General features: G+C 67.8%; 19 protein-coding genes. 9 read left to right on the forward strand and 10 right to left on the reverse strand.

What is annotated here, in order from left to right; translation table 11 throughout:
- A complete protein-coding gene (locus tag ACO6D6_RS02550) occupies positions 1 to 477 on the reverse strand; it encodes a DUF2505 domain-containing protein (protein WP_484783000.1) in 477 nt (158 codons plus the stop codon).
- A gap of 72 nt (positions 478 to 549) precedes the next feature.
- On the opposite strand from ACO6D6_RS02550, the gene ACO6D6_RS02555 reads away from it, so the two are divergent.
- Both ACO6D6_RS02555 and trpS read left to right on the forward strand, forming a co-directional pair.
- Positions 550 to 1,401, forward strand: a complete 852-nt coding sequence (locus tag ACO6D6_RS02555) for a PHP domain-containing protein (RefSeq protein ID WP_484783001.1) — start codon at positions 550 to 552, stop codon at positions 1,399 to 1,401.
- Positions 1,402 to 1,434: 33 nt separating this feature from the next.
- The gene (gene trpS, locus ACO6D6_RS02560; RefSeq protein ID WP_484783002.1) at positions 1,435 to 2,520 is read left to right on the forward strand and encodes a tryptophan--tRNA ligase; all 1,086 of its coding nucleotides are present in this window, start codon (positions 1,435 to 1,437) and stop codon (positions 2,518 to 2,520) included.
- A 214-nt stretch (positions 2,521 to 2,734) separates the two neighbouring features.
- Here trpS and ACO6D6_RS02565 read toward each other — a convergent pair whose 3' ends face one another.
- The 4 genes from ACO6D6_RS02565 to ACO6D6_RS02580 form a co-directional block, all read right to left on the reverse strand.
- A complete protein-coding gene (locus ACO6D6_RS02565) occupies positions 2,735 to 4,234 on the reverse strand; it encodes a DEAD/DEAH box helicase (protein WP_484783405.1) in 1,500 nt (499 codons plus the stop codon).
- Positions 4,231 to 4,455: a DUF3107 domain-containing protein gene (locus ACO6D6_RS02570; RefSeq protein WP_484783004.1), complete on the reverse strand. Its 225-nt coding sequence runs from the start codon at positions 4,453 to 4,455 to the stop codon at positions 4,231 to 4,233. Before ACO6D6_RS02570 ends, ACO6D6_RS02565 begins: the two co-directional genes overlap by 4 nt.
- Positions 4,456 to 4,475: 20 nt before the next feature.
- Positions 4,476 to 5,279 carry a PP2C family protein-serine/threonine phosphatase gene (locus ACO6D6_RS02575; protein WP_484783406.1) on the reverse strand — a complete coding sequence of 268 codons (804 nt, stop codon included), beginning with the start codon at positions 5,277 to 5,279 and terminating at the stop codon, positions 4,476 to 4,478.
- Between the two features lie 68 nt (positions 5,280 to 5,347).
- Positions 5,348 to 5,554, reverse strand: a complete 207-nt coding sequence (locus ACO6D6_RS02580; RefSeq protein WP_484783005.1) for a cold-shock protein — start codon at positions 5,552 to 5,554, stop codon at positions 5,348 to 5,350.
- A 98-nt stretch (positions 5,555 to 5,652) separates the two neighbouring features.
- On the opposite strand from ACO6D6_RS02580, the gene ACO6D6_RS02585 reads away from it, so the two are divergent.
- Positions 5,653 to 8,712 carry a PD-(D/E)XK nuclease family protein gene (locus ACO6D6_RS02585; RefSeq protein ID WP_484783007.1) on the forward strand — a complete coding sequence of 1,020 codons (3,060 nt, stop codon included), beginning with the start codon at positions 5,653 to 5,655 and terminating at the stop codon, positions 8,710 to 8,712.
- A complete protein-coding gene (locus ACO6D6_RS02590; protein ID WP_484783009.1) occupies positions 8,709 to 11,840 on the forward strand; it encodes an ATP-dependent DNA helicase in 3,132 nt (1,043 codons plus the stop codon). The genes ACO6D6_RS02585 and ACO6D6_RS02590 overlap by 4 nt, the downstream gene beginning before the upstream one ends.
- Here ACO6D6_RS02590 and ACO6D6_RS02595 read toward each other — a convergent pair.
- Positions 11,830 to 12,036 (reverse strand): DUF7455 domain-containing protein, encoded by a 207-nt coding sequence (locus tag ACO6D6_RS02595; protein ID WP_484783011.1) that lies wholly within the window; start codon positions 12,034 to 12,036, stop codon positions 11,830 to 11,832. The two genes, ACO6D6_RS02590 and ACO6D6_RS02595, sit on opposite strands and share 11 nt — an antisense overlap.
- Before the next feature lie 133 nt (positions 12,037 to 12,169).
- Between ACO6D6_RS02595 and ACO6D6_RS02600 the strand changes: the two genes are divergently transcribed.
- Complete coding sequence (locus ACO6D6_RS02600; protein ID WP_484783012.1) at positions 12,170 to 14,245, forward strand: DNA gyrase/topoisomerase IV subunit B; 2,076 nt, start codon at positions 12,170 to 12,172, stop codon at positions 14,243 to 14,245.
- A gap of 106 nt (positions 14,246 to 14,351) precedes the next feature.
- Here ACO6D6_RS02600 and ACO6D6_RS02605 read toward each other — a convergent pair whose 3' ends face one another.
- The 4 genes from ACO6D6_RS02605 to ACO6D6_RS02620 are packed head-to-tail and all read right to left on the reverse strand — an operon-like array spanning position 14,352 to position 18,928.
- Positions 14,352 to 14,903, reverse strand: a complete 552-nt coding sequence (locus tag ACO6D6_RS02605; protein WP_484783013.1) for a ClbS/DfsB family four-helix bundle protein — start codon at positions 14,901 to 14,903, stop codon at positions 14,352 to 14,354.
- 55 nt (positions 14,904 to 14,958) lie between these two features.
- On the reverse strand, positions 14,959 to 15,447 hold the full coding sequence (locus ACO6D6_RS02610; protein ID WP_484783015.1) for a beta-class carbonic anhydrase: 489 nt from the start codon (positions 15,445 to 15,447) through the stop codon (positions 14,959 to 14,961).
- A complete protein-coding gene (locus ACO6D6_RS02615) occupies positions 15,444 to 17,879 on the reverse strand; it encodes a DNA gyrase/topoisomerase IV subunit A (RefSeq protein ID WP_484783017.1) in 2,436 nt (811 codons plus the stop codon). The genes ACO6D6_RS02610 and ACO6D6_RS02615 overlap by 4 nt, the downstream gene beginning before the upstream one ends.
- Before the next feature lie 8 nt (positions 17,880 to 17,887).
- Entirely contained in the window at positions 17,888 to 18,928 is a 1,041-nt protein-coding gene (locus tag ACO6D6_RS02620) for an App1 family protein phosphatidate phosphatase (RefSeq protein ID WP_484783020.1), read from the reverse strand.
- A 30-nt stretch (positions 18,929 to 18,958) separates the two neighbouring features.
- On the opposite strand from ACO6D6_RS02620, the gene ACO6D6_RS02625 reads away from it, so the two are divergent.
- Genes ACO6D6_RS02625 through ACO6D6_RS02640 form a run of 4 tightly spaced genes read left to right on the forward strand, consistent with a single transcriptional unit; the run spans position 18,959 to position 22,506 of the window.
- Positions 18,959 to 19,537 carry a DUF5998 family protein gene (locus tag ACO6D6_RS02625; RefSeq protein ID WP_484783022.1) on the forward strand — a complete coding sequence of 193 codons (579 nt, stop codon included), beginning with the start codon at positions 18,959 to 18,961 and terminating at the stop codon, positions 19,535 to 19,537.
- Positions 19,534 to 20,646 (forward strand): alkaline phosphatase family protein, encoded by a 1,113-nt coding sequence (locus ACO6D6_RS02630; protein ID WP_484783024.1) that lies wholly within the window; start codon positions 19,534 to 19,536, stop codon positions 20,644 to 20,646. Before ACO6D6_RS02625 ends, ACO6D6_RS02630 begins: the two co-directional genes overlap by 4 nt.
- Entirely contained in the window at positions 20,643 to 21,875 is a 1,233-nt protein-coding gene (locus tag ACO6D6_RS02635; RefSeq protein ID WP_484783026.1) for a glycosyltransferase family 4 protein, read from the forward strand. Before ACO6D6_RS02630 ends, ACO6D6_RS02635 begins: the two co-directional genes overlap by 4 nt.
- Complete coding sequence (locus ACO6D6_RS02640; RefSeq protein ID WP_484783027.1) at positions 21,868 to 22,506, forward strand: thymidine kinase; 639 nt, start codon at positions 21,868 to 21,870, stop codon at positions 22,504 to 22,506. Before ACO6D6_RS02635 ends, ACO6D6_RS02640 begins: the two co-directional genes overlap by 8 nt.

Here is a 22,506-nt window from a genome sequence, read left to right on the forward strand (position 1 = left end):
TCAGACGCGGCTCAGCCAGTCCTGGGCGCGGCGCTCGATGCCCGCGAAGGCGCGGGCGATCATGGGCTCGATCTGGGTTTCGACCTTCTTGCCGACCAAGGGGATCTTCACGCTCAGCTCACCCACGTAGACCGCCTCCGAGGAGCTGGGACCGGTGGGGGAGAGGGTGGCATCGGCCTCGACGCTGACGGGAGCGCCCGCGATGTCGACCGTGAAGATTCCTTTCCGCACACCCGCGTCGTCGGGCTCCCCCCAGGCGAACGACTGCTTGATGCGAATGCCCTTGCCGAAGAACTTAGAGATCGACTCGGGAGCGGGAAGGGTCAGGTCCAGGTGGGTGACGTCATCCGCGATGTTGACCGTGTGCTCGATCGCGTTGGCGTGCTTGGCGACATCATCGATGAACGCCTCGTTGCGGAACAGCGCCGCCACCTGGTCCGGGCTGCCGTTGAATTCATGCTTGTAATTGAGCTGCATGGGGACCAATGTAGCGGTGGTTTCAGGCCCATAACCAAGGGGTTCTATGGATGAGCCGATAGCATGAGGGCCATGAGGATCGACCTGCACACCCACTCGCGAGTCAGTGATGGCACGGACACCCCCACGATGCTCGTGATGAAGGCTTTCCAGGCCGGCCTGGACGTGATCGCGCTGACCGACCACGACACCTTCGACGGGGTTGCCGAAGCGGCGGAGGCCGGGAAACGGATCGGGGTCAAGGTGCTGCCCGGCATCGAGATCTCCTGCCAGCACGAAGGCCGTGCGGTCCATCTGCTCGGTTACGGCTGTGACGTGTGGAACCGCCTGCTCAACGAGGAGCTCGCCCGGGTCAGGGTCGGTAGGACCCAGCGGCTTCCCGAGATGTGCAGGCGGTTGACGGAGCTCGGTTACCCCGTGACCATCGAGGAGGTGATGGCCACGGCAAAGGGGGCGCCCTCGGTGGGACGTCCCCACGTCGCCGACACCCTGGTTGCCAAGGGCATGGTGGCCAACCGGCAGGCGGCCTTCGACTCGTTCCTGGCACCCGGCCAGCCGGCATACGTTCCCAGGTACTCCATCGAGGTGGGTCGCGCCATCGACCTGGTGCACCTGGCCAGGGGAGTGGCCGTGCTGGCCCACCCTTGGGCCCCCATGACCCGTGACGCCCTCAGCGCGCCGTTCATCGAGCAGCTCGTCAGGGAACACGAACTCGACGGGATCGAGACCGATCACAAGGACCACGACCGGGAGACCCGGCTGCTGCTGTTCGAGATGGGGGCGCGTCTGGGCCTGCTCCGCACCGGCTCCAGCGATTATCACGGAACCGCGCGGCCCGAGCGGCAACTGGGGTGTTACACCACCCGCAAGTCGGCCTACCTCGAGATACTCTCCCGGATCCGGGCGCGGGGTGGTTCCGCGTGACCGTCCCGGTGCCCGGGCGATAAGGTTGCCCGCATGGAATCCGAGGCCACACCAGAAGCAGAGAAATCCCTACAGCGTTCGGAGGAACGCAGCCGCGAGATCGAGTTGGAGATCGCCTCGGATCCGGCAGGGTTCAGGCTGCTGACGGGGGACCGCCCCACCGGTCGGCTGCACATCGGCCACTACTTCGGCTCGCTCCAGAACCGGGTGCGGCTGCAGAACGCCGGGATCGAGACCTTCCTGATCGTGGCCGACTACCAGGTGATCTACGACCGCGACGGCGTCGGTGAGTTGAAGGACAACGTCTACAACATGGTGGCCGACTACCTGGCCGCCGGGATCGATCCCGAACGGACGGTCATCTTCACCCACTCGTCGGTGACCGCCCTGAACCAGCTGCTGCTGCCCTTCCTCGCGCTGGTCACCGACGCGGAGCTGCGCCGCAACCCGACCGTCAAGGACGAACTGGCCGCATCCAACCGCCCCATGTCCGGGCTGATGCTGACCTTCCCGGTGCACCAGGCCGCCGACATCCTGTTCTGCAAGGCCAATCTGGTTCCCGTCGGCAAGGACCAGCTGCCGCACATCGAACAGAGCCGGGTGATCGCCAGGCGTTTCGACGAGCGCTACGGGCGCGTCGATCCCGCCCATCCCGTCTTCCCGGAACCCGAGTCACTGCTCAGCCGCAGCGGCACCATCCTCGGCCTGGACGGAAACAAGATGAGCAAGTCACGCGGCAACACCATCGAGCTGGGCATGACCGCCGATGAAACCGCGAAACTGCTCAAACGTGCCGTCACCGACTCGGACCGTCACATCACCTACGATCCCGTGAACCGGCCCGAGGTGTCGAACCTGGTCAACATCGCCGCGATGTGCCTGGACCGCACCCCCGAGGACGTGGCCGAGGAGATCGGAGACGGCGGCGGCGGCGGGTTGAAGAAACTCGCCACGGCGGCCGTGAACGACCACTTCGCCGCCCACCGGGCGCGCCGGGCCGAGCTCATGGCCGATCCCGGGGCGTTGCGCGAAGTGCTCAGGGCGGGCAATGAGCGGGCAAACGCCGTCGCCGAGGCCACCTTGGCGGAGGTTCGACAGGCCATGAGCATGGATTACTGAGCGACGAGAATCCCCGGTCAGCCGCGTTCGTTCGGGCTGGCCGGGGCAGGGACGCGAAACGCGGGTCCGGTTCGTTTCGGCCCCGTGGCCCCGGGCTGAGATGCCGGGATGACAGGACCTGTCCGGTCTGTGGGGTCCCTTCCCGGGGAAGCCACCCGTTGACGGGGCCGGCGAGCAGCCATCCCCGGAGAAGGAGCTGGAAACGCCCGGGTAATTACTCGGTGTTCTTGCGGGACTCGGTCACGTCCACCCCGGCGCGGCGGCGACGCCGCCTGCGGCGGGGAGCGGTGCTCTCCTCCGCGCCGCCGGTCGAGGTCGATGGCGGGCGATCCCCCTGCGACTCGGTGGAGGAGCGTCGCCGCCTGCGACGCCGTGTGCCACCCTCGGATGTGGTTTCCCTGCGGGAACGGGCCTCGCGCGGCGGACGCGCGGAGCGGGGGAGACGACCCTTGGTGCCCTCGGGGATGTCCAGATCCGTGTACAGGTGCGGGGACGAGGAGTAGGTCTCCACAGGGGTTTCACAATCCAGGCCGAGGGTCTTGCTGATGACCTTCCAGCGGGTCACGTCCGGCCAGTCGACCAGGGTGACGGCGACGCCGGTGTGTCCCGCACGGCCGGTCCGGCCGATGCGGTGCACGTAGGTGGCGTCGGTGTCGGGGCATTCGTAGTTGATCACGTGACTGACACCGGTGATGTCGATTCCCCGGGCGGCGACATCGGTCGCCACCAGGATGGTCACGGTCCCGGCCCGGAACTTCTTCAAGGAGCGTTCCCGGGCGATCTGGTTCAGGTCGCCGTGGATGGCCGTGGCCGGGAAACCGCGCTCCTGCAGCTCATCCGCCAGGCGCTGCGCCGCCCGTTTCGTGCGGCAGAAAACCATCACCTTGCCGACGTCGCGGGCCTGCGCGATACGGGCTACCACCTCGGGTTTGTCCAGGTCGTGGGCCTGGTACACGAACTGGGTGATGTCGGGCACCGTCGCCTGGGCATCCGCGCCCTCGGCGCGAATGTTCACGGGCCGGTTCAGGGTGGCCCGGGCGAGGGCGAGGATGGGGGCCGGCATCGTCGCCGAGAACAGGAGGCTCTGGCGCGACGGCGGCGTTTTCGCCAGCAGTTTCTCGATGTCGGGCAGGAAACCGAGATCCAGCATCTCGTCGGCCTCGTCCAGCACCAGCACCTCGATGTGGCTCAGGTCCAGCGCCCCGCGGTTGGCGAGGTCGAGAAGCCGCCCGGGAGTCCCGACCGCCACGTCGATGCCCTTCTCGAGGGCGGCAAGCTGCTCGTCGTATCCGGTGCCGCCGTAGATGGTCAACACCCGGGTGTGAAGCCGGGAACCGGCCAGTTCGAGATCCCGCGCCACCTGGAGGGCGAGCTCCCGGGTGGGAGTGATGACCAGGGCCCGGGGACGGCCGTGGGTGATGGGCTCCTCCGATTCATCGGCACCGGTGTGGAGCCTATGCAGCAGGGAGCTCCCGAATGCCAGCGTTTTCCCGGTGCCGGTACGCGCCTGGCCGATCAGGTCGGTGCCGCTGAGGGCCAGGGGAATGGCGAGCGCCTGGATCGGGAACGGATTGACTATCCCCGCGTCGGCGAGCGAGGCGGTGATCTCTTCGCGGATACCGAGATCTGAGAACGTCTCGGAGGTGGTTGTTTCGTTCAGGGTGAAACCTAACTGTCGGGCGGCTCCTGTACGGATCAGGGCCGGAGGGGTCAGAGGGCGCCGAAACCAACGGGACGTCCCTCGGCGGGCCCCAGGTCGAGGTAGGCGAGCTTCGCAACGGGAACGATGACCCGGCGACCCTTGTCGTCTGCCAGTTCGAAGGTCGAATCGTTGGTGAGCGCCTCATCCAGGGCCGCGGCAACCTCGTCGGCGCTGCTCGTGGTGCGCACCTGGAGCTCGCGGGAGATGTCGCTGATTCCAATCCTGACGTCCATGGTGCCTACCATAGCCGCGTTCAACCCCCGCAGTACGCCAACGCGACCGTTATGTTGTCCCGGCCACCGCAGGAATTTGCCCACGCCACCAGCGATTCCGCCAGTTCCACCGGGTTTCCGCTGACCTTCTTCGCCCCCTCGAACACCACCGCCAGGTCCTCCGGGGAACTGGCGTAGTTCCACAGGCCGTCGCTGCAAACCACCAGCCATCCGGGGCAGCCGGGACGCAACTCAACCAGGGCGGGATTGACATCCGTCGCGTTTCGGCCCAACCAGCGTGTTATGGAGTGCGCCTGGAGGGAACGTTCGGCCTCCTCGCGGGGCACGCCCAGCATCATGCGTGCCTGGGCCATGGAGTCGTCCTTGGTCAGCTGCCAGCTAACCCCGTCGTCACCGAACCAGTAGGCCCGGGAATCCCCGATGCTGCCCACCCGGATCAGGCCGTCGGCGACGGTGGCGGCCACCAGGGTGCAGGCCGCCGGTTCATCGTCGGCACCCGCGGCCAGGACCGCTTCATGGGCCCGGGCGAAGGCGGAATTGAAGGATTCCGCCTCGGCCGCGCCGCCGGTCGTCAACGCCTGGACCAGGACCGAACAGGCCTCCTCGACCGCCACCAGGGAAGCGTGCTCGGCCCCGAAAGCCGTGCTCACGCCGTCGGAGACAACCAGCACGGCCCGTTTGGTGGGACGCGAACTGGCGGCCACGCACAACGCATCCTGGTTGGTGCGGTGCCGGGTCCCGATGTCGCTGCAACCAGCCACCCACGGCGCCGGGACCACGGTGTAGTGGTCACGGTCCTGGGGCCGGACTTCCGCCGGGTGCATGGTCACTGGGCCTCGCCTTCGCTGGTCGTGTGGCTCATCCTAACCCGGAGCCGCCCTGACAGGCAGCTTCAGAGAGGATGAACGCGGTCCGCCTGCATGCCCTTCGGGCCCTGCACGATCTCGAACTCCACGCGCTGATTCTCGCTCAGCGTCCTGAAACCCGGGATGTCGATGGACTTGTAGTGGACGAAGACATCCTCGCCCTTGCTGTCGTCAACAGCGATGAAACCGAAACCCTTGTCGGGATTGAACCATTTGACGGTCCCCAGAGCCATGTTGTTCTCCTGCGAAAACTGCGGCCCACCGCACCTTGCGGTGGACTCCGGGGATCACTCTTCCACAGATTGGGGGTCAGCCGTGGTTCCATTGACCCGTGAACGACACCGGAGCCTGGCGGTTGCTGCCCGCCGTCCTGCCCGGCACACCCGTGCCGGATGCCGGACAGGAGGCGGCCGCCGTGCCGCATCGAGGGGTCCGGGTGGTGCTCGGGGGACCGGGAACCGGCAAGACCACCACCCTGGCGGCCGCGGCGGTCAGACGCCTGGAGGAGGGCTCCACGCTGGAGCGGCTCGTGATCCTGACCGCTTCCCGGCAGGCGGCCCAGGAACTGAGAAGGGACATCATCCGGCGACGCGGGGGAGCCGAGGTCGGGGCCCGTGTGACGACCGTGCACGGGTTCTCCCTGGGGCTGTTGCGGGAACTGGGAGATCCGGAACAGGACCTCAGGCTGCTCCGGGCCCCGGAACAGGAACAACGGCTCAGGGACCTGCTCGAGGGCGAGGGGGAAAATTCCTGGCCAAAGGAGGTCCGCGCCGCCGCCCGGACGCGCGCCTTCGCCCGGCAACTGCGAGAGGTGCTGTCCCGGGCCCGTCAACTCGGCCTCGACCCGGAACACGTCATCGAACTCGCCTCGGGGGACCCGGTCTTCGAGGCGGTCGGGCGTTTCTTCGAGACCTACCTGACCATCGCCGATTTCGACGGGGCCCTCGACTACACCGAACTGCTTCATCGCGCGCGCCTGCTCCTGGCCGACACCACCGTCGCAGAGGCCTGCCGTTCTCGATTCGACGCGGTGCTGGTCGACGACGCCCAGGAACTTGACCAGGTGGCGGCGAACCTGCTGGCGGACCTGGCCCGGATCGGTCTTCCGCTGCTGGTGTTCGGCGATCCCCAGCAGCGGCTCGGTTCCTTCCGCGGCGCCTCGGCCGCCAGCATCACCCTGCTGCGCGGACTACCCGGAGCCGAGACCCTTGGACTCGTCACGGGCCACCGGAACCGCCCGGCCGTGGCGAAGGCCCTCGCCGGGATCCGGGAACGGCTGGACGCGAGTGACGCCCCACCCGCCGCCACCCCCGCACGGGGCGAGGGGTCGTTCGTCACGGTCAGCATCTACGACGACTCGGCGGCGGAAACCGCCCACCTCGCCGCCGCGCTGCGTGAGGCGGTGCTGGTGGACGGCTGCGCCTGGCACGAGCTCGCGGTGATCGCCCGATCCGGCCGCAGCCAGCTGACCCCCCTGGCCCGGGAACTGACGGCGCGCGGAATCCCCGTGGAAGTGGCCGGCGACGAACTGGCCCTCGGTTCCCAGCGCGCCGTAGAAACCCTCCTGGCCGGGCTGACCGGGGCGGCGAACCTCGGGCATCTCGGGAACGAGGACGTCACCCGGCTGCTGGCCGGTCCCCTCTGCGAACTGGACGCGGTGGGACAGCGTGCGCTGATCCGGTCCCTGCTCGCCGTCGGGATCGGTGACCCGGATTCCCACGACCTGCTGGGGAAGTGCCTTGACCGCCCGGAACTGCTGGAAGCCTTCCCCGGCCCGGAGGCCGAACGCGTCCGGGCACTCGGGCTCCTGCTCGGCAGGGCCGCCGGGCAACTCACCCGGGGAGCCCCGGTGGCCGAGGTGCTGTGGACGCTCTGGAACGGAACCGGATGGCCCCAACGACTGCGGGGGGCCGCCTTGGCGGGGTCACGCGGCGCCAATCAGGACCTGGACGCCGTCGTCGAGCTGTTCGAGCTCGCGGGACGCCGCCAGGAACTCGCCGGACGCCACGGCGCGGATGCCTTCCGCTCCGCCGTGATGCGTGAGGAGATTCCCGCCGACACCGGGCGCGAACTCTCCATCCAGGGACGCGGTGTCCGGCTCCTCACCGCCCACCGTTCCCGCAGCGGCTCCTGGCGGAGGGTGTACGTGATCGGGGTCAGCGAGGGAACATGGCCCCAGACCGGTTGGCGGGGCCTGCTGCTGGACCCGGACCGTCTCGCCCCCGACCACCTGGACGCGGCCAGCACCGCCGGCCAGCTCGCCTCCGAGAGGCGATCCTTCTACGTCGCCTGTTCCCGGGCGCTGGAACAGCTGCACGTCAGCGCGCCAGCGGCCAGCGAGGCCGAACCGGCGGAACCGTCACGATTCTGCAGAGAACTGGGAGTGCCCCCCGTGCGTGTCGCGGGACTGCCCGAACAGCGGCAGACAGCGGCTTCTCTGATCGCCGAACTGAGGCAGGTCGCGGGAGACCCCGCAGAGTCCCCGGCCATGCGGCGGGCCGCCGCGCTGCGCCTGGCCCATCTCGGTGACATCACCGACCAGCGGTTCCGCCCGGTGTTTCGTGAGGCCCGCCCCGAGAACTGGTGGGGGGTGAGGGAACCTTCCTCCCCGGCCTGGAGGACGTCACGGCCCTTGAGCATCACCGGATCGACCCTGCAGGCGCTTCTGACCTGCCCGCGGCAGTGGTTCCTCTCACGCAGGGGCGGAGCCGATCGGCCCCGAGGCCCCCAGGCCGGTGTGGGCGACGTGATCCACCGGCTGGCCCAGCGGGCCGCCTGGGGAACCATGGGGCTCGCGGAAATGCTCCAGGGCCTGGACGAGGTCTGGCCCCGGGTCCGGTTCGAGGCCCGCTGGATGGGGGCGGCCGAGAAGGAACAGATGCGCCGGGCGCTGACCCGGTTCCACGCCTGGAACGAGACGAACCCGGATGAACTCCTCGGGGTCGAGGTGAACTTCGAGGTCCCGATCGTCGTCAAGGACGTGCCGGTCCTGCTGCGCGGCACCGTGGACCGGCTCGAGCTGCGGGACGGGAAACTTTCCGTGGTCGACCTCAAAACCGGTCGCCGTCCCCCGACCAGGGCAGAGGTGGCCGAACACACCCAGCTCGGGGTGTATCAACTGGCCGCCAGGCTCGGGGCGTTCGATTCCCTGGCGCCGGGGATCAGGGAGGTCGCGGAACCGTCGCTGCTCCAGCTCAGGCATGGCGGAGCGCTACCGGAACGGCAGTTCCAACCGGTCCTGCCGGAGGGTCCCTCCTGGCTCACCGAGAAACTGGAACAGGCGGTCGGGATTCTCCAGGGGGGGAGCTTCGAGGCCCGGGAGGGACCGCAGTGCGCATGGTGTGCATTCGGGTCCTCCTGCCCAGCGATCAACCCCGGAGACATGGAATGAAACGACTGAACGACCCCGGCGACCTGTGCGATGCACTCGGAATCCCGTTCAGCCCGGAACAGTTGAGCGCCATCTGCGCCCCGCTCGAACCGCAGGTGATCGTCGCCGGCGCGGGCACGGGGAAAACCACGGTCATGGCCGCCCGGGTCGTGTGGCTGGTCGGCACCGGACAGGTGCGGGCCGAGCAGGTCCTCGGGTTGACCTTCACCCGGAAGGCCGCCGCGGAGCTGGGAGGGCGCATCTGTCACGCCCTGGAACGCTCCGACCTGGCCTCCCGGGACGAGACGGAGGGCGGCGAGATGGTGTTCACCTACGACGCCTTCGCCGCGCGACTCGTCCGGGAACACGGCCTGCGACTGGGCATTGAGGCCGACGCCAGGTTGCTTTCCGGGGCTTCCAGGTTCAGGGTCGCCGCCCGGGCGGTGGCCGAGCACCCCCTGCCCCTCGAACACCTCTCCCGGCTGTCCCCGCGCCAGCTCCCGGAACGGGTGCTGGCCCTGGACTCGGCCCTGGGATCGCACCTGGCCACGCCCGCGCAGGTCAGGGAGTTCTCCCTGCGCGCCAGGGCCCGGTTCGAGAAAGCACCGCTGTGGCGGGGATCACCGACGAAGGCGGTTCTCGAGGCCCAGGCGGCCATCGACGAGCGCCTGGAGCTGTTGGAACTCGTCGAGACCTACCGGGAGCTCAAGAGGAAACTCGGCCTGGTGGAATTCGCCGACCAGCAGGCCCAGGCCGTGGAACTGGCGCGGTCCTTCCCCGCGGTCGGCGCCATGCTCAGGCAACGGTTCCGGGTGGTTCTGCTCGACGAGTACCAGGACACCTCGTCAGCGCAGGCGATCCTGCTGCGCGCACTGTTCAGTGGCGCCGATCCCGCGTCGGGCCGCGGGTTCCCGGTGACCTCGGTCGGCGACCCGAACCAGGCGATCTACGGGTGGCGTGGGGCGGCCGCCTCGAACATCCTCGGGTTTCCCACCCACTTCCCAGCCGCAACGGGGGAACCCGCAAAGGAGTTCACGCTCACCATCAACCGCCGCAGCGGCAGCCGGATCCTGGAGGTGGGCAATGCCCTGGCGGAGCCGCTCACGCGAACCAGGGGCGGGGGGGTGGAACTGCGACCCGGGGATGGCAAGCCGGGCGGCGAGGTCAGTGTGCTGTGCTTCGACACCCTCACGGAGGAACTCGACTGGCTGGCAACCGACGTCACGGCCCGACACGCCGAGGGCACTGCATGGCGGGACATCGCCGTACTGACCCGCCGCAACGACATCCTGACCTCGGTGTGGGAACGACTCCGGGAACACGACGTCCCCGTGGAGATCGTCGGGATCGGGGGTCTGCTGCGGCTGCCGGAGATCGCCCCCGTGGTGGACACCCTGAAGGTGCTCGCCGACCCGTTGGCAAACGCCGAGGTGGCCGGGTTGCTCACGGGGGAACGCTGGCGGCTCGGCCTGGCCGATCTGGCCGCGCTGGCGCGGCGCGCCCGGGAACTGGTGCCGGGGGAGACCGCGGGGGAACCACTTCCGCTGCCCGAGGAATTGACCGAACTCGTCTCGCGTGTCGATCCGGCACGCGCGCCCTCGCTGTTGGACGCCGTGAACGATCCGGGGGAGGCCGCCATCAGCGACGAGGGGAGGGTGCGGCTGGAACGGTTCGCCTCGGAACTCGCCGAGCTGCGTGGGCACCTGGACGAGCCCGTCCCAGAGCTGGTGCGCCGCGTGATCTCCCGGCTCGGTCTGGAGGCCGAGCAGCTGGTGCGTGGGGACACCTCCCAGCTTGCGCGGTTCATCGCGGTCTGCTCCACCTACCCCGACATCGACGGCGACGGCAGCCTGGCCGGGTTGCTGGCCTGGCTGGATGCCGAGGAGGAACACGGGGACGCGCTGGAACGGGCCACCCCGACCGCAGCCGATTCGGTGAAGCTGCTCACCATCCACCGGGCCAAGGGACTGGAATGGCACACGGTCTACCTGCCGGCACTGTCGGAGGGGGTGTTCCCCGGGACCGATCGGACGGGGAACTGGAGCACGAACTCCCGTCTGCTGCCCGCACCGCTCAGAGGAGACGCGGATGCGATCCCCCAGCTCGCCGACTACTCCAAACGGGGCATCGACGCCTACCGGGAGGAATTGAAACAGGAACACCGGCTCTCCGAGGACCGACTGGCCTATGTCGCCGCCACCAGGGCGAAACGGCTGCTCGTCGTCTCGGCCCACGCCTGGGCACCCGGGCTCAAACGGGCACGCGGCCGATCCCGCTACTTCGATGACGCGGCGGCGCTGCACGGGACCGTCCCCACGCAGCCTCCCCCGAAGGAGAATCCCCGGCCCACGGCCACCCGGAGCGCGGACTGGCCCGTTCCCGTCACGGATCGGGCAGTCGCCACCGCCCGCGCGGCGGCCCTCGTCCGTCAGGCAGGGGACGTGATCGCCTCAGGTGGGGACGAGACCGGCTGGGTATGGGGGTCGGGCGTCGCCTCGGCGGCGGAACGGGAGAGGATCGAGGCGTGGGACCGGGACGCCGCTTTCCTGACCGAGCAACTGACCCGAAGGACGAACCGGGACCTGACCCTGCCCGCCGGTTTGTCGGCCACCGCGCTCATGGAGCTGCGGAAGAACCCGGCGGGTTTCGCCGAGCGCCTGGCACGCCGGATGCCGCGGGAACCGAAACGCAGCGCGCGGCTGGGGGAGCGGTTCCACGAATGGGTGATGGCGCGGTTTTCCGTCAACCCCGGTTTCGAAGAACTCGAGTTCCGGGCCAGCGTGGAGGAACCCGGACTGGAACGTCTCAAACGGGCCTTCGAGGCCAGCAGGTTCGCGAACCTGACGCCGCTGGGAATCGAGGTTCCGTTCCTGCTCCGCTGGGAATCGCTGGTGCTGCGCGGGCGGATCGATGCGGTCTTTCCCAGCGACGACCCGGCCTTCGACGCGCTCGTGGTCGACTGGAAAATCGGTGATTCGGATGCGGATCCGCTGCAGCTGGCCGTCTACCGGCAGGCCTGGGCCGAGGCCCGCGGCCTGGCGCCGGAACGGGTGGCGACGGCCTTCCATCACGTCCTGGCCAACCGCCTCGAACCGGTGGTGGCCGGCCCGGAACTGATCCGGGCCGCCACGGCGGCAATCATTCCTTGAGGCGCGCCGTCTCGTCGTGGATCCGCGCAGCCACCTGGGCGAGCTTCTCGCGGTGCTTGCTCGCGTGATGGGCGCAGAACAGCAACTCACCGCCGCTGCTCAACTCAACGCGGAGGTAGGCCTGGGCGCCGCAACGGTCGCACCGGTCCATGGCAGTGAGGCTGCCGGTGGTCCGATCAGTGGCGGTGTTGGTCATGCTCGCCCTTCCTTTCCGAATTACCTCTGTGCCATCTCCAACGTAGCGCGCCCCTCCAATTATTCCCGGTTCCCGGGGGCGCGGCATCCAGACATCACTGACGCGCCCCTCCGGTACCCGGTAACCTGTCCCGGTGCGCTCGAACCCCAACACCCACATCCCCCGCGACTACGGGGCCAAGAACCTGCTGGTCCTGGAGGGCCTCGAGGCGGTGCGCAAACGCCCGGCCATGTACATCGGTTCCACGGACACCCGTGGCCTGATGCACTGCCTGTGGGAGATCATAGACAACGCCGTCGACGAGGCCCTCTCCGGTTTCGGCGACCGCATCACGGTCACCCTCCACGAGGACGGCTCCGTCGAGGTCGTGGATCACGCCCGCGGCATCCCCGTCGACAAGGAACCGCGCACGGGCCTCAGCGGCGTCGAGGTGGTCTACACCCGGCTCCACGCGGGCGGTAAGTTCGGGAACTCCTCCTACAACGCGACCGGCGGGCTCCACGGGGTTGGTGCCTCCGTGGTGAATGCGCTCAGCTCCCGCCTGGATGTCGAGGTGGACCGGGAGGGAGCCACCTGGGCCATGAGTTTCCGGCGCGGGGTGCCCGGGATCTTCGACGGTGAGGGACCGGATGCTCCCTTCACCCCGGCCTCGGGTCTGCGGAAACTCGGGCGGGTGCCGAAGAACCGCACCGGAACCCGGGTGCGGTACTGGAGCGACAAACAGATCTTCCTCGCCGACGCCGGTCTCTCCCTGCCCCAGTTGCACGACCGGGCACGCCAGACCTCCTTCCTCGTCCCGGGTCTGCGTCTGGAGGTGACCGACGCGCGCGATGGGCAACCCGACACCGAGGCCTTCCTCCACGAGGGAGGCATAACGGAGTTCGCGGATTTCCTGGCGAAGGACGCCCCGTTGACGGATGTGCTGCGCATCTCCGGTCGCGACTCGTTCACCGAGACCGTGCCGATGCTCGACGAGGCCGGGGCGATGACCGCCACCGACGTGGAACGTAGCCTCGAGGTCGACATCGCCGCCCGCTGGGGCACCGGATACGACACCCAGGTGCGTTCCTTCGTCAACATCATCGCCACCCCCAAGGGCGGCACCCACGTCTCCGGTTTCGAACGTGGCGTGGTCAGGGCCTTCACCAAGGCCCTCGAAGGGACCCGGCTGCTGAAGAACGGCGATGAGATAGTCAAGGACGACTGCCTGGAGGGACTGACCGCGGTGGTCACCGTCCGGCTCGCGGAGCCGCAGTTCGAGGGCCAGACCAAGGAGGTGCTGGGCACCCCTCCCGTGCAGCGCCTGGTGGCGCGCATCGTCGAGAACGAGCTCACGGACTTCCTGACCAGCTCCAAGGCGGCTACCAAGCAGGTGGCGCGAACCCTCATGGAGAAGGTGGTGAACGCCTCCCGGACCCGCATCCAGGCCCGGGCGCACCGCGAGAACCAGCGCCGGAAGAACGCCCTCGAGTCGTCGTCGCTGCCACCGAAACTGAAGGACTGCCGCAGCGCCGACGGCGAACTGAGCGAGCTGTTCATCGTCGAGGGCGACTCCGCGCTGGGCACCGCGAACACGGCACGCAACTCCGAGTTCCAGGCGCTGCTGCCGATTCGCGGAAAGATCCTGAACGTGCAGAAGGCATCCGTCGGCGACATGCTCAAGAATGCCGAGTGCGCGGCCATCATCCAGGTGGTCGGTGCCGGCTCGGGACGTACCTTCGAGGTGGATGCGGCGCGCTACGGCAAGGTCATCTTCATGGCGGACGCCGACTCCGACGGGGCCCACATCCGCTGCCTGCTCGCCACACTGTTCTTCCGCTACATGCGTCCCCTCGTGGAAGCGGGCCGGGTCTACTCAGCGGTTCCTCCGCTGCACCGTTTCGAACTGATCAACCCGAAGCGGGGAATGGAGAAATACATCTACACCTACACCGACGGTGAGTACCAGCGGAAAGCCGCGGAGTTGACGAAGAAAGGGGTGCGGTTCAAGGAACCGCAGCGCTACAAGGGGCTGGGTGAGATGGACGCCCACCAGCTGGCGGAGACCACCATGGACCCCAGGCGTCGCACCCTGAGGCGTCTGACCGTGGATGACGCGGAACGGGCGGAGGCCGTCTTCGAGATGCTGATGGGAAACGACGTGGCGCCGCGCAAGGAGTTCATCGTCGCGGGCGCCTACGCGCTGGAATCCGACCGCATAGATGTCTGAGGAGGGCTTTGTTCACGAGCCGCCCCTCAATCGCCGAGGCCCTTGGCCGGGGCGGACCTGAGAATGGCCGTGAACGAGCCTTGGGGCACCTGGAACGACACCGCACCTAGGGCCGGGGAGCGGAGCGCAATTTCTTGAGATGAGCGCGGATCTTCTTCATCGCCCAGTCGTAATGGCTCGATGTCGCGGATGCGCAGTAGGAACCCAGCGTCGTCGTTCCCGTCCAGCCGAACCGGCCCTTCTCGAACAACTCGGCGTCACTGAAGGAATTGATCAAGGCCATCACCTGTTCGTGGGAGGAACGCACGAGCCGTTCGGACTCCTCGGTCGTGGTCGCCTGATGCCGGCGCCAGAACTCTTCGTTCAACTGGCCGTAGGTCCTCCAGTTGTATGGCTCCGGCAGGAACGGTCTCGGCCGTCCGCTCCTGTTGTCCCTCACCCAGGTCAGCAGGAGCTGATGCCATTCGTGCAGGTGCGTCAGGACGTCCCGAATGTTCTTGTCGCGCCGCCAATGAGCCTCTTTCCTGCTGGTTTCGCCGCTGAAGTCGAACGAAGCAGCTCGTTCATGCTCGGTCATCGAATCGCACAGCGCGCACAGTTCGTCGAACTTCGTCGCCGCGAGTTGAACCAGCTCATTCCTGGATGTTGGTCTGGGCAAGGCCCTCACATCCCTTCCGAGGTTCTCGCGACACCATGGGACGGTGACAGGTCTCTCAGAGGATCTGCTCCAGCAGACCAGTGTCCACGTCGTACATGAAACCCCCGACCTTGGCCTGGTTCTTTATCAGGGGATGGGCCAGCACGGCGGAGACGTCCTGTTTCAAACGGTTCATCTGGTCCGGGCTGGCACCGAAACTCAACCAGGTGGCGTCCATGCCGTTGCGTTCCGCGATCGACTGGTGCAGCGCCTCGTCGGTTCCCGCCATGGCGCAGCGGGTGTGGGGGATGAGCATGATCCGGTCGACGTGGAGCAGCTGGACGGCCAGCACCAGGCCCGTCATGGTCCAGGGAGCCACCCAACCGCCGGGGGAGCGAAGGATTTTGGCGTCACCGGGACCGAGACCGACCATCGGCAACGGGTCGATGCGTGAATCCATGCATGTGACGATCGCGACCCCCGCGTGGGCGATGCCGTCGACTCCCTTCCGGGAGAAGTTTTCCGCGTAGCTTCGGTTGGCGGAGAGCAGGTCGTCGAAACTCATGGGATCAACTCAATCACTTCAGGGGTGCGCCGGGCCCCGAGCGCCTCGGCCGCACCCTTCAGGGAGACACCGGAACCGTCACGTTTCGGCGTGGGTTCCGGCAGGGGAACCGGTGTGCCATCCGAGGCCGCGGCGGTCACGAACCCGCCGATTGCGGCGGCTATGAGAGCCGTTTCTCCCTTCAGGAAACGCTGGCACCTGACCCCGCCGGTGGCTCTGCCCTTGGTCGGGTACTCGGCCAGCGGGGTGACCTTGGCGCCACCCGTGGTGTGTCCGAACAACGAATCCGGCGCCCCCGCGATCGTGACCACGAGATCCGTTGCGGGATCGACCCCGCCGAAGAACAACACCTGCGCGTCCGCTGAAAGCTTCACCCCGGCGACGCCGCCGCCCAGACGCCCCTGGGGACGCACCAGGTCGGCGGAGAAGTGCAGCAGCTGCGCATCCGAGGTGATGAACGCCAGGTTCGGGGAGGTCAGCTCCACCGCGCCCACGACCTCGTCGCCCTCCTCGAGGCGGATCACGTCCCACGAATCCTTCCCGATCACCTCGGGGTTGACCCGTTTGACCACACCCCGCAGCGTCCCCAGGGCCAGGCCCGGCCCCTCGGGGTCGAGGGAGGTCAGACCGACCACCCGTTCTCCCTGCTCCAGGGGCCACAGTTCCCGCGACTCGGAACCGCCCTGCAGGTTCGGTGCCGTGGCGGTCAGCGGCACGGTGGGAAGTTCGATGGCCCTGGCCCGCAGCAGGCGTCCCGTGTTGGTGATCACCCCGAACTCGGCGTGGGAGGTGACCTTGATCGCGGCAGCGATCACGTCGTGGGCGGCCCTGGGACCCGTCACCGGCAGGGGAGCGGCGGAATCGGTGCGGGCCGCGCGTCCCGTGGTGGACAACAGCACCCAGCACGGCTCGTCGGGAACCTCCAGGGGAGCCGCCGACCTGACCACGCCGTCGGAGGCCAGCAGCACCGTCCTGCGGGGGGTTCCGAACCGCTCGGCCACCTCGTCGAGTTCCGAAGCCACCAAGGTGTTCAGGACCGTGTCGTCGTCCAGGATGCGCTGCAACTCCTCGATGCGGGCGGCCAGTTCGTCGGCCTCCGCGTTCAACTCCAGCGTGGAGTACTTCGTCAGGCGACGCAGCTGCATGTCCAGGATGTGGTTCGCCTGCACCTCGTCCAGGTCGAAGGCACCCATCAACCGGGTGCGGGCCTCGGCCGCGTCCTCGCTGGAACGAACGATGGCTATGACCTCGTCGATGTCGACGATGGCCAGCAGCAGCCCTTTGACCAGGTGCAGCCGTTCCCGGGCCTTGCCGAGGCGGTGCTGGGTGCGGCGGATCGTCACCTGGAGCCGGTGATCCAGATAGACCTCCAGCAGCTGCTTCAGGGTGAGGGTCCGCGGCTGCCCCTCCACGAGCGCCACCGCGTTGATGGCGAAGGTGTCCTCCAGTTTCGTCACCCGGTAGAGCTGCTCCAGCAGGGCCTCGGGGTTGATGCCGTTCTTGACCTCCACCACCAGCCTGGTGCCGTTGGCCAGATCGGTCAGGTCCTTCACCCCGGCGACGCCGACCAGCTTGCGCGAGTCGATGCCCTTCTTGATCTGTTCGATGATCCTTTCCGGACCGACCAGGTAGGGCAGTTCGGTGATGACGATGCCGCGGCGGCGCGCCGAGACCCGTTCGATGCTGGCCCTGGCCCTCACCTTGAAGGAGCCACGTCCGGTGGCATAGGCGTCGCGGATGCCGTCGAGACCGATTATCCGTCCCCCGCTGGGGAAGTCGGGGCCGGGCAGGTGCCGCATCAGCTCCTCCAAGGGGATCTCCCGGTTGCTCAGGAGCGCCTTCAGCGCGGAGACCACCTCCCGGAGGTTGTGCGGGGCGATGTTGGTGGCCATTCCCACCGCGATCCCCGAGGCCCCGTTGACCAGGAGGTTCGGCAGGGCCGCGGGCAACACCTCGGGTTCGGTGTCCTTGCCGTCGTAGTTCGGCCTGAAATCGACGACGTCCTCGTCCAGGCCAGCGGTCATCGCCACCGCGGGATGTGCCATCCGGCACTCGGTGTAACGCATCGCGGCCGGTCCCGCATCGAGCGATCCGAAGTTGCCGTGACCGTCGATCAGGGGCAGCCGCATCGCCCACGGCTGTGCCATGCGCACCAGGGCGTCGTAGATGGCGCTGTCGCCGTGCGGGTGCAGCACACCCATCACCTGACCGACCACGCGGGCGCACTTCACGTGTCCCTTCTCTGGTCTGATGCCCATGTCGTCCATCGAGAACAGGATGCGCCGCTGGACGGGTTTCAGGCCGTCGCGCGCATCCGGCAGGGCACGGGCGTAGATGACGGAGTAGGCGTACTCGAGGAAGCTGGTCTCCATTTCCTCGGTGACGTCGACATCCAGGATGTGTTCCTCGAACTCCTCGGTGGTATTGGCCATGGGCTGGTTCAGATCTCCTCTAGCCGGATCAACGGGCGTAGCTTATCGGCAAGTCCATCCCCGTCGGATGCACGGACCTCCGGGGCCAGGTCCGGGGTCCACTCCCAGATGTCCGGGGTCTCTGTCAGGGTGCCGTGGGCCAGGGCGTGTTCGCCGGGGGTGAGCTGGCGGATCGCACGGGCGGCCACGTGGTCGGGTTGGAGGCTGGCGAACTCGGCGTACAGGTCCGGGTCGTGCTGGCCGTCGTCGCCGACCAGCAGCCAGCGGATGTTGGGCAGGTCCCGGGCGAGTTCCCGCAGGCAGGTGCGTTTGTGGTGGGCTCCGCTTCGGAACCAGCCGGTGTTGGTCGGTCCCCAGTCGGTCAGCAGCAGCGCGCCTCGGGGGAAACCGTGGCGTTTCAGGAAGCGTGTGACCATGGGGTAGGTGTTCCAGGCCCCCGTCGAGACGAAGATGAGAGGCGCGCCCGGATGGGCGGCGATCAGCTCCTGGAACAGACGCGACATGCCCGGGACGGCCTGCCTGGCCTGTTCGGTCAGCACCAGGGAGTTCCAGGCCGCGACCATGGGGCGGGGAAGCCAGGTGGACAGGATGGTGTCGTCGATGTCCGAGACGATCCCGAAGGTCTGGTTCTCGTCGATCACCTGGACCGGAGCCCAGTTCGAGGCCCCACCGGCGCCCTCGATGAGCACCTGGTGCCATCCGACCGGCAGGCCGTGGTCGCGGATCCTGACATCTATGTAGCCGCCCCGGTCCGCCTGCACCGGGACCCTGAGATCCCCGATCACGATCTCGGCCCTGGAGGTCACCTTCGCGGCGGCGATGAAATTGCGCCATCCGCGACGATGCAGCAGGTCGGTTGCCGCTTGCACGATTCCCGCGTCCTTCGGGGGTCGCAACACGATCCGCGCGAGGACACGAACCTGTCTGGTGGTACCGAAACCGGTGTACGAGGTGATGCATTCCTGCCAGCCGCGGCGCAACAGGAAACGGTTCAACACCCGGTTCAGGCGATCCTCGAGGCGGGCGGCGAAGAAGGGCCTGGACTTCATGGTGTCTCAATTTAGTGGAAGAATGGCCGGGTGATTCAGCTGTCCCCCGAGGCCTCCAAGGTCGCCGCACTCAAGAAAGAGGTGGAGGACTGCCGGTTCTTCCCCGAACTCGTCTGGGCGAGCATCTCCGGGGCGTTGGGGCGGCAGAGGATGCTCGGCTACCTCGTGCACCACGAGGCCAGTTTCGCAACGGGCGATCTGCAGCGGCACCTCACTGCGCTCGTGCTCACCGACAAGCAGCTGATAATCAGCCACACCGACGAGCAGGACGCCGGCTACCCGGATCGCGCCATAACCAGCGCGGAGGTGGTCGCCCTCAGGGCCGTTCACTCCGTCGTGGTGACCCGTTCGGTGCACCACCCCGAGAAGTACCCCTCCAACGGATCGCAGCTCGTCGAGGCCTGGCTGACCCTGGCGTGGGGGGCCGCCTCCCGGCTGGACATCGGCCCCGCGACCTGCGAGGACCCGCAGTGCGAGGCGGAACACGGATGGACCGGAATGTCGGTCCCGAACGACCTGACCGTCCGGATGAGCCCCGCGGGTGACGGATGGCAGAGCGTCGAAAAGCTCATGACATTCGGTTCCCTGCTGCAGGAGCACGTCGGATGAGCGGTCTCGTGCTGCCCGACTACGAGGGTGCCTGCCTGAACAATCTGCTGCCCAGCGTCGCGGCCCGGTTGCTGGGGGAGACCCCGCTGATCGACGTGCCGCGGGCGGCGCGGTACGTCATCCTGCTGATCGACGGTCTCGGCTGGTTTCCCGTCGCCGAACACAGCCACGACAGCGATCTGTTCGCCCCGGGACTGGAAAAGGCCATTCGCCTGACCTGCGCGGTGCCCTCGACCACCGCGACATCCCTCACCAGCATCGGTTGCGGTTCCGCTCCCGGAAGCCACGGGGTGGTCGGCTACTCCTTTCTGGACCCGGATCGCAGCTGCGTGGTGAACGCCCTGACGTGGGCGGGCGGCCCCGCCGATGTCGAGAGCTTCGCCTGCGAACCGACGTTCTACCAGCGGATGCGTTCCCGGGGGATCACCAGCGGCTGCGTCAGTCTCGCCCGGTTCAAGGACAGCGGACTCCAGAGGCTGGCCTTTGGCGGGTCCGAACACCTCGGGGTGAAAACCGAGGGCGACCACCGGGCATTCATCGATCTGGTAACCGGGGCCCTGCGCGACCACGAGGTGGTCTACGCCTACGAACGCGGCCTCGACCACAGCGGGCACGCCCACGGGGTTGGGAGCTGGCAGTGGCTGGACTCGCTGGTCCGGGCGGAGGAACTCGTCACGGGCCTGCTGGCGGCGCTTCCGGACGACACGTGTCTGCTGGTCACCGGCGACCACGGCATGGTCAACGTCCCCAAACAGCACCAGATCACGATCGAGGACCACCCGGGAATGACGGGGGCCTGGCGGGTGGGGGGAGAACCAAGACTCAGGCAACTCTACGACCCGCGACCCGACCGGCTCGCCAAGGCCTGGGCCGCGGAGCTGGGGGAACGGGCAGAAGTGTGGCTGCGCGACGACGCGATCGAGGCGGGGTGGTTCGGTGCCGTGACCGACCGGGTCCGTTCCCGCATCGGCGATGTGCTCGTCGTCATGCAAGGCGACTGGGCCATCCACACCCGGAGCCTCCCGAAGGAGTTCGGGCTCCATGGCCAGCACGGCTCCCTGACCGCAGCCGAGATGTACGTACCGCTTTTCACCTTCGGGCCGCAATGATGCACATCGCGCTGCTGATAGACGATTTCTTCCCCTCCTCCGGTGGAATCGGCCGCTCCGTCGAGACCCAGATCCAGGAACTGACGGAGCTGGGACACCGGGTGAGCCTGATAGCCCCAGACCGGCACCTGGAGAAACCCAGGAGCTGTCGCGTCATCGAGTGCCCGACCATCTACGTCGAGGGCCTTCCCGCGCACCTGAGCATCCTGCACAACTCGGAACGCCGCGCCCGGTTGATCACGAAATGCGCGCGCTTCGACGTGGTGCACACGCAAACCGAACGGGGGGCCCTGATACTCGGCGCCAGGATCGCGAGACTCCAGGGCATCCCACACCTCCACACCTTTCACGCCAATGTCGCGGGCACCCACCAGACCGTCAAGGCCGCCATCTTCGGCACCTGGCTCTACCAGTTCCTGATCAATCCGTTGCTGACCAGAGCGGCGGGGCGGGCCTCCAGTCGCTCCCGGCTGGTGTCCAGGGCCCAGGAACCCGGCGGGCTGGCGGCCCGGATGGACTGGGCCTCCTTCGCCGACATCGCTGGCAAGGTCGACGCCTGGACCGTTCCCAGTCCCTTCATGAAGGACCTGGTGGAGACGGCGGCCACCCACCGGGTACCCGGGTATGTGGTTCCCACCGGTGTCGGTCGGGGCATGCTGGAGGCCATCTCCCACGCCCGCCGGGAAAGGGCCGACAAGACGGTACGGTTCACGACGGTCGGGCGGCTGGCGAAGGAGAAACGCCTGGACGTGCTGGTGCGGGCATTCCGGCGTGCCGACATACCGGGTTCGGAACTGGTGATCGTCGGGGACGGCGATCAACGTCCCCTGCTCAGGATGCTGGCCGCAGGCGCCAACAACATCGACTTCCGGGGGCATCTGCGTTCCTTGGACGCGATCGCCTACGAACTGGTCAACTCCGATGTGTTCGTGTTGACGAGCCACCGGTTCGACTCCCAGGCGCTGGTGCTCTCCGAGGCCGTGGCGGCGGGGCTCCCGATCCTCTACTGCGACGACCGCCTGACCGTGGCCACCTCACCGGAGTCCGCGCTGCTGACCGAACCGGATATAAACTCCCTGGCGGCCGGGATGCGGAGACTCGCCGATCCCGGGCGGCGTGCCGCGATGCGTTCCGCGTCCCGGGGCCTGCTCGAAGAACTGACCCCTCGGCACACCGCTGAGGCCTACGTTTCCATCTACGAGGAACTGATCGGAGCCATGAGTGCCTGAACTCGTCTTTCACACCGGTCCCATGGACTGCGGAAAGTCGACCCTCGCCCTGCAGTTCGACCACACCCAGTCCACGCACGGCAGACAGGGCCGGATCTTCACTTCCCGGGATCGCTCGGGCGAGGCGCGGATCTCCTCCCGGCTGGGGCTCGAGGCGCCGGCCACCGAGGTGGACGAGGGGTTCGACTTCTGGGCCCACGTCATAGCCCAGCTGGTGGCGGGCAGACGGGTCGACTATCTCGTCTGCGACGAGGCGCAGTTCTACACAGGGGAACAGGTGGAGCAGCTCGCCCGGATCGTGGACGAACTGCAGATCGACGTCTACACCTTCGGGATCCTCGCGGACTTCAGGACCAGGCTGTTTCCCGGGTCGCAGCGGCTGGTGGAGCTGGCCGACCGGGTGGAGACCCTCCCCATCGGCCCATTGTGCTGGTGCGGGGCGAAGGGCACCCACAACGCCCGTACCGTCGACGGCCTGATGGTCACGGAGGGTTCCCAGGTTGTGGTGGGGGACACCGAGACGGGGGATGTCCGCTACGAGGTGCTCTGCCGGGCCCATCACCGGCGCCGCATGACCGCGACCCGGGCCCGCGCCACCCTGGGTGAGGATCCCCTGCCCTTCGGGGAATGA

It is taken from the genome of Arachnia sp. (genome assembly GCF_057238465.1).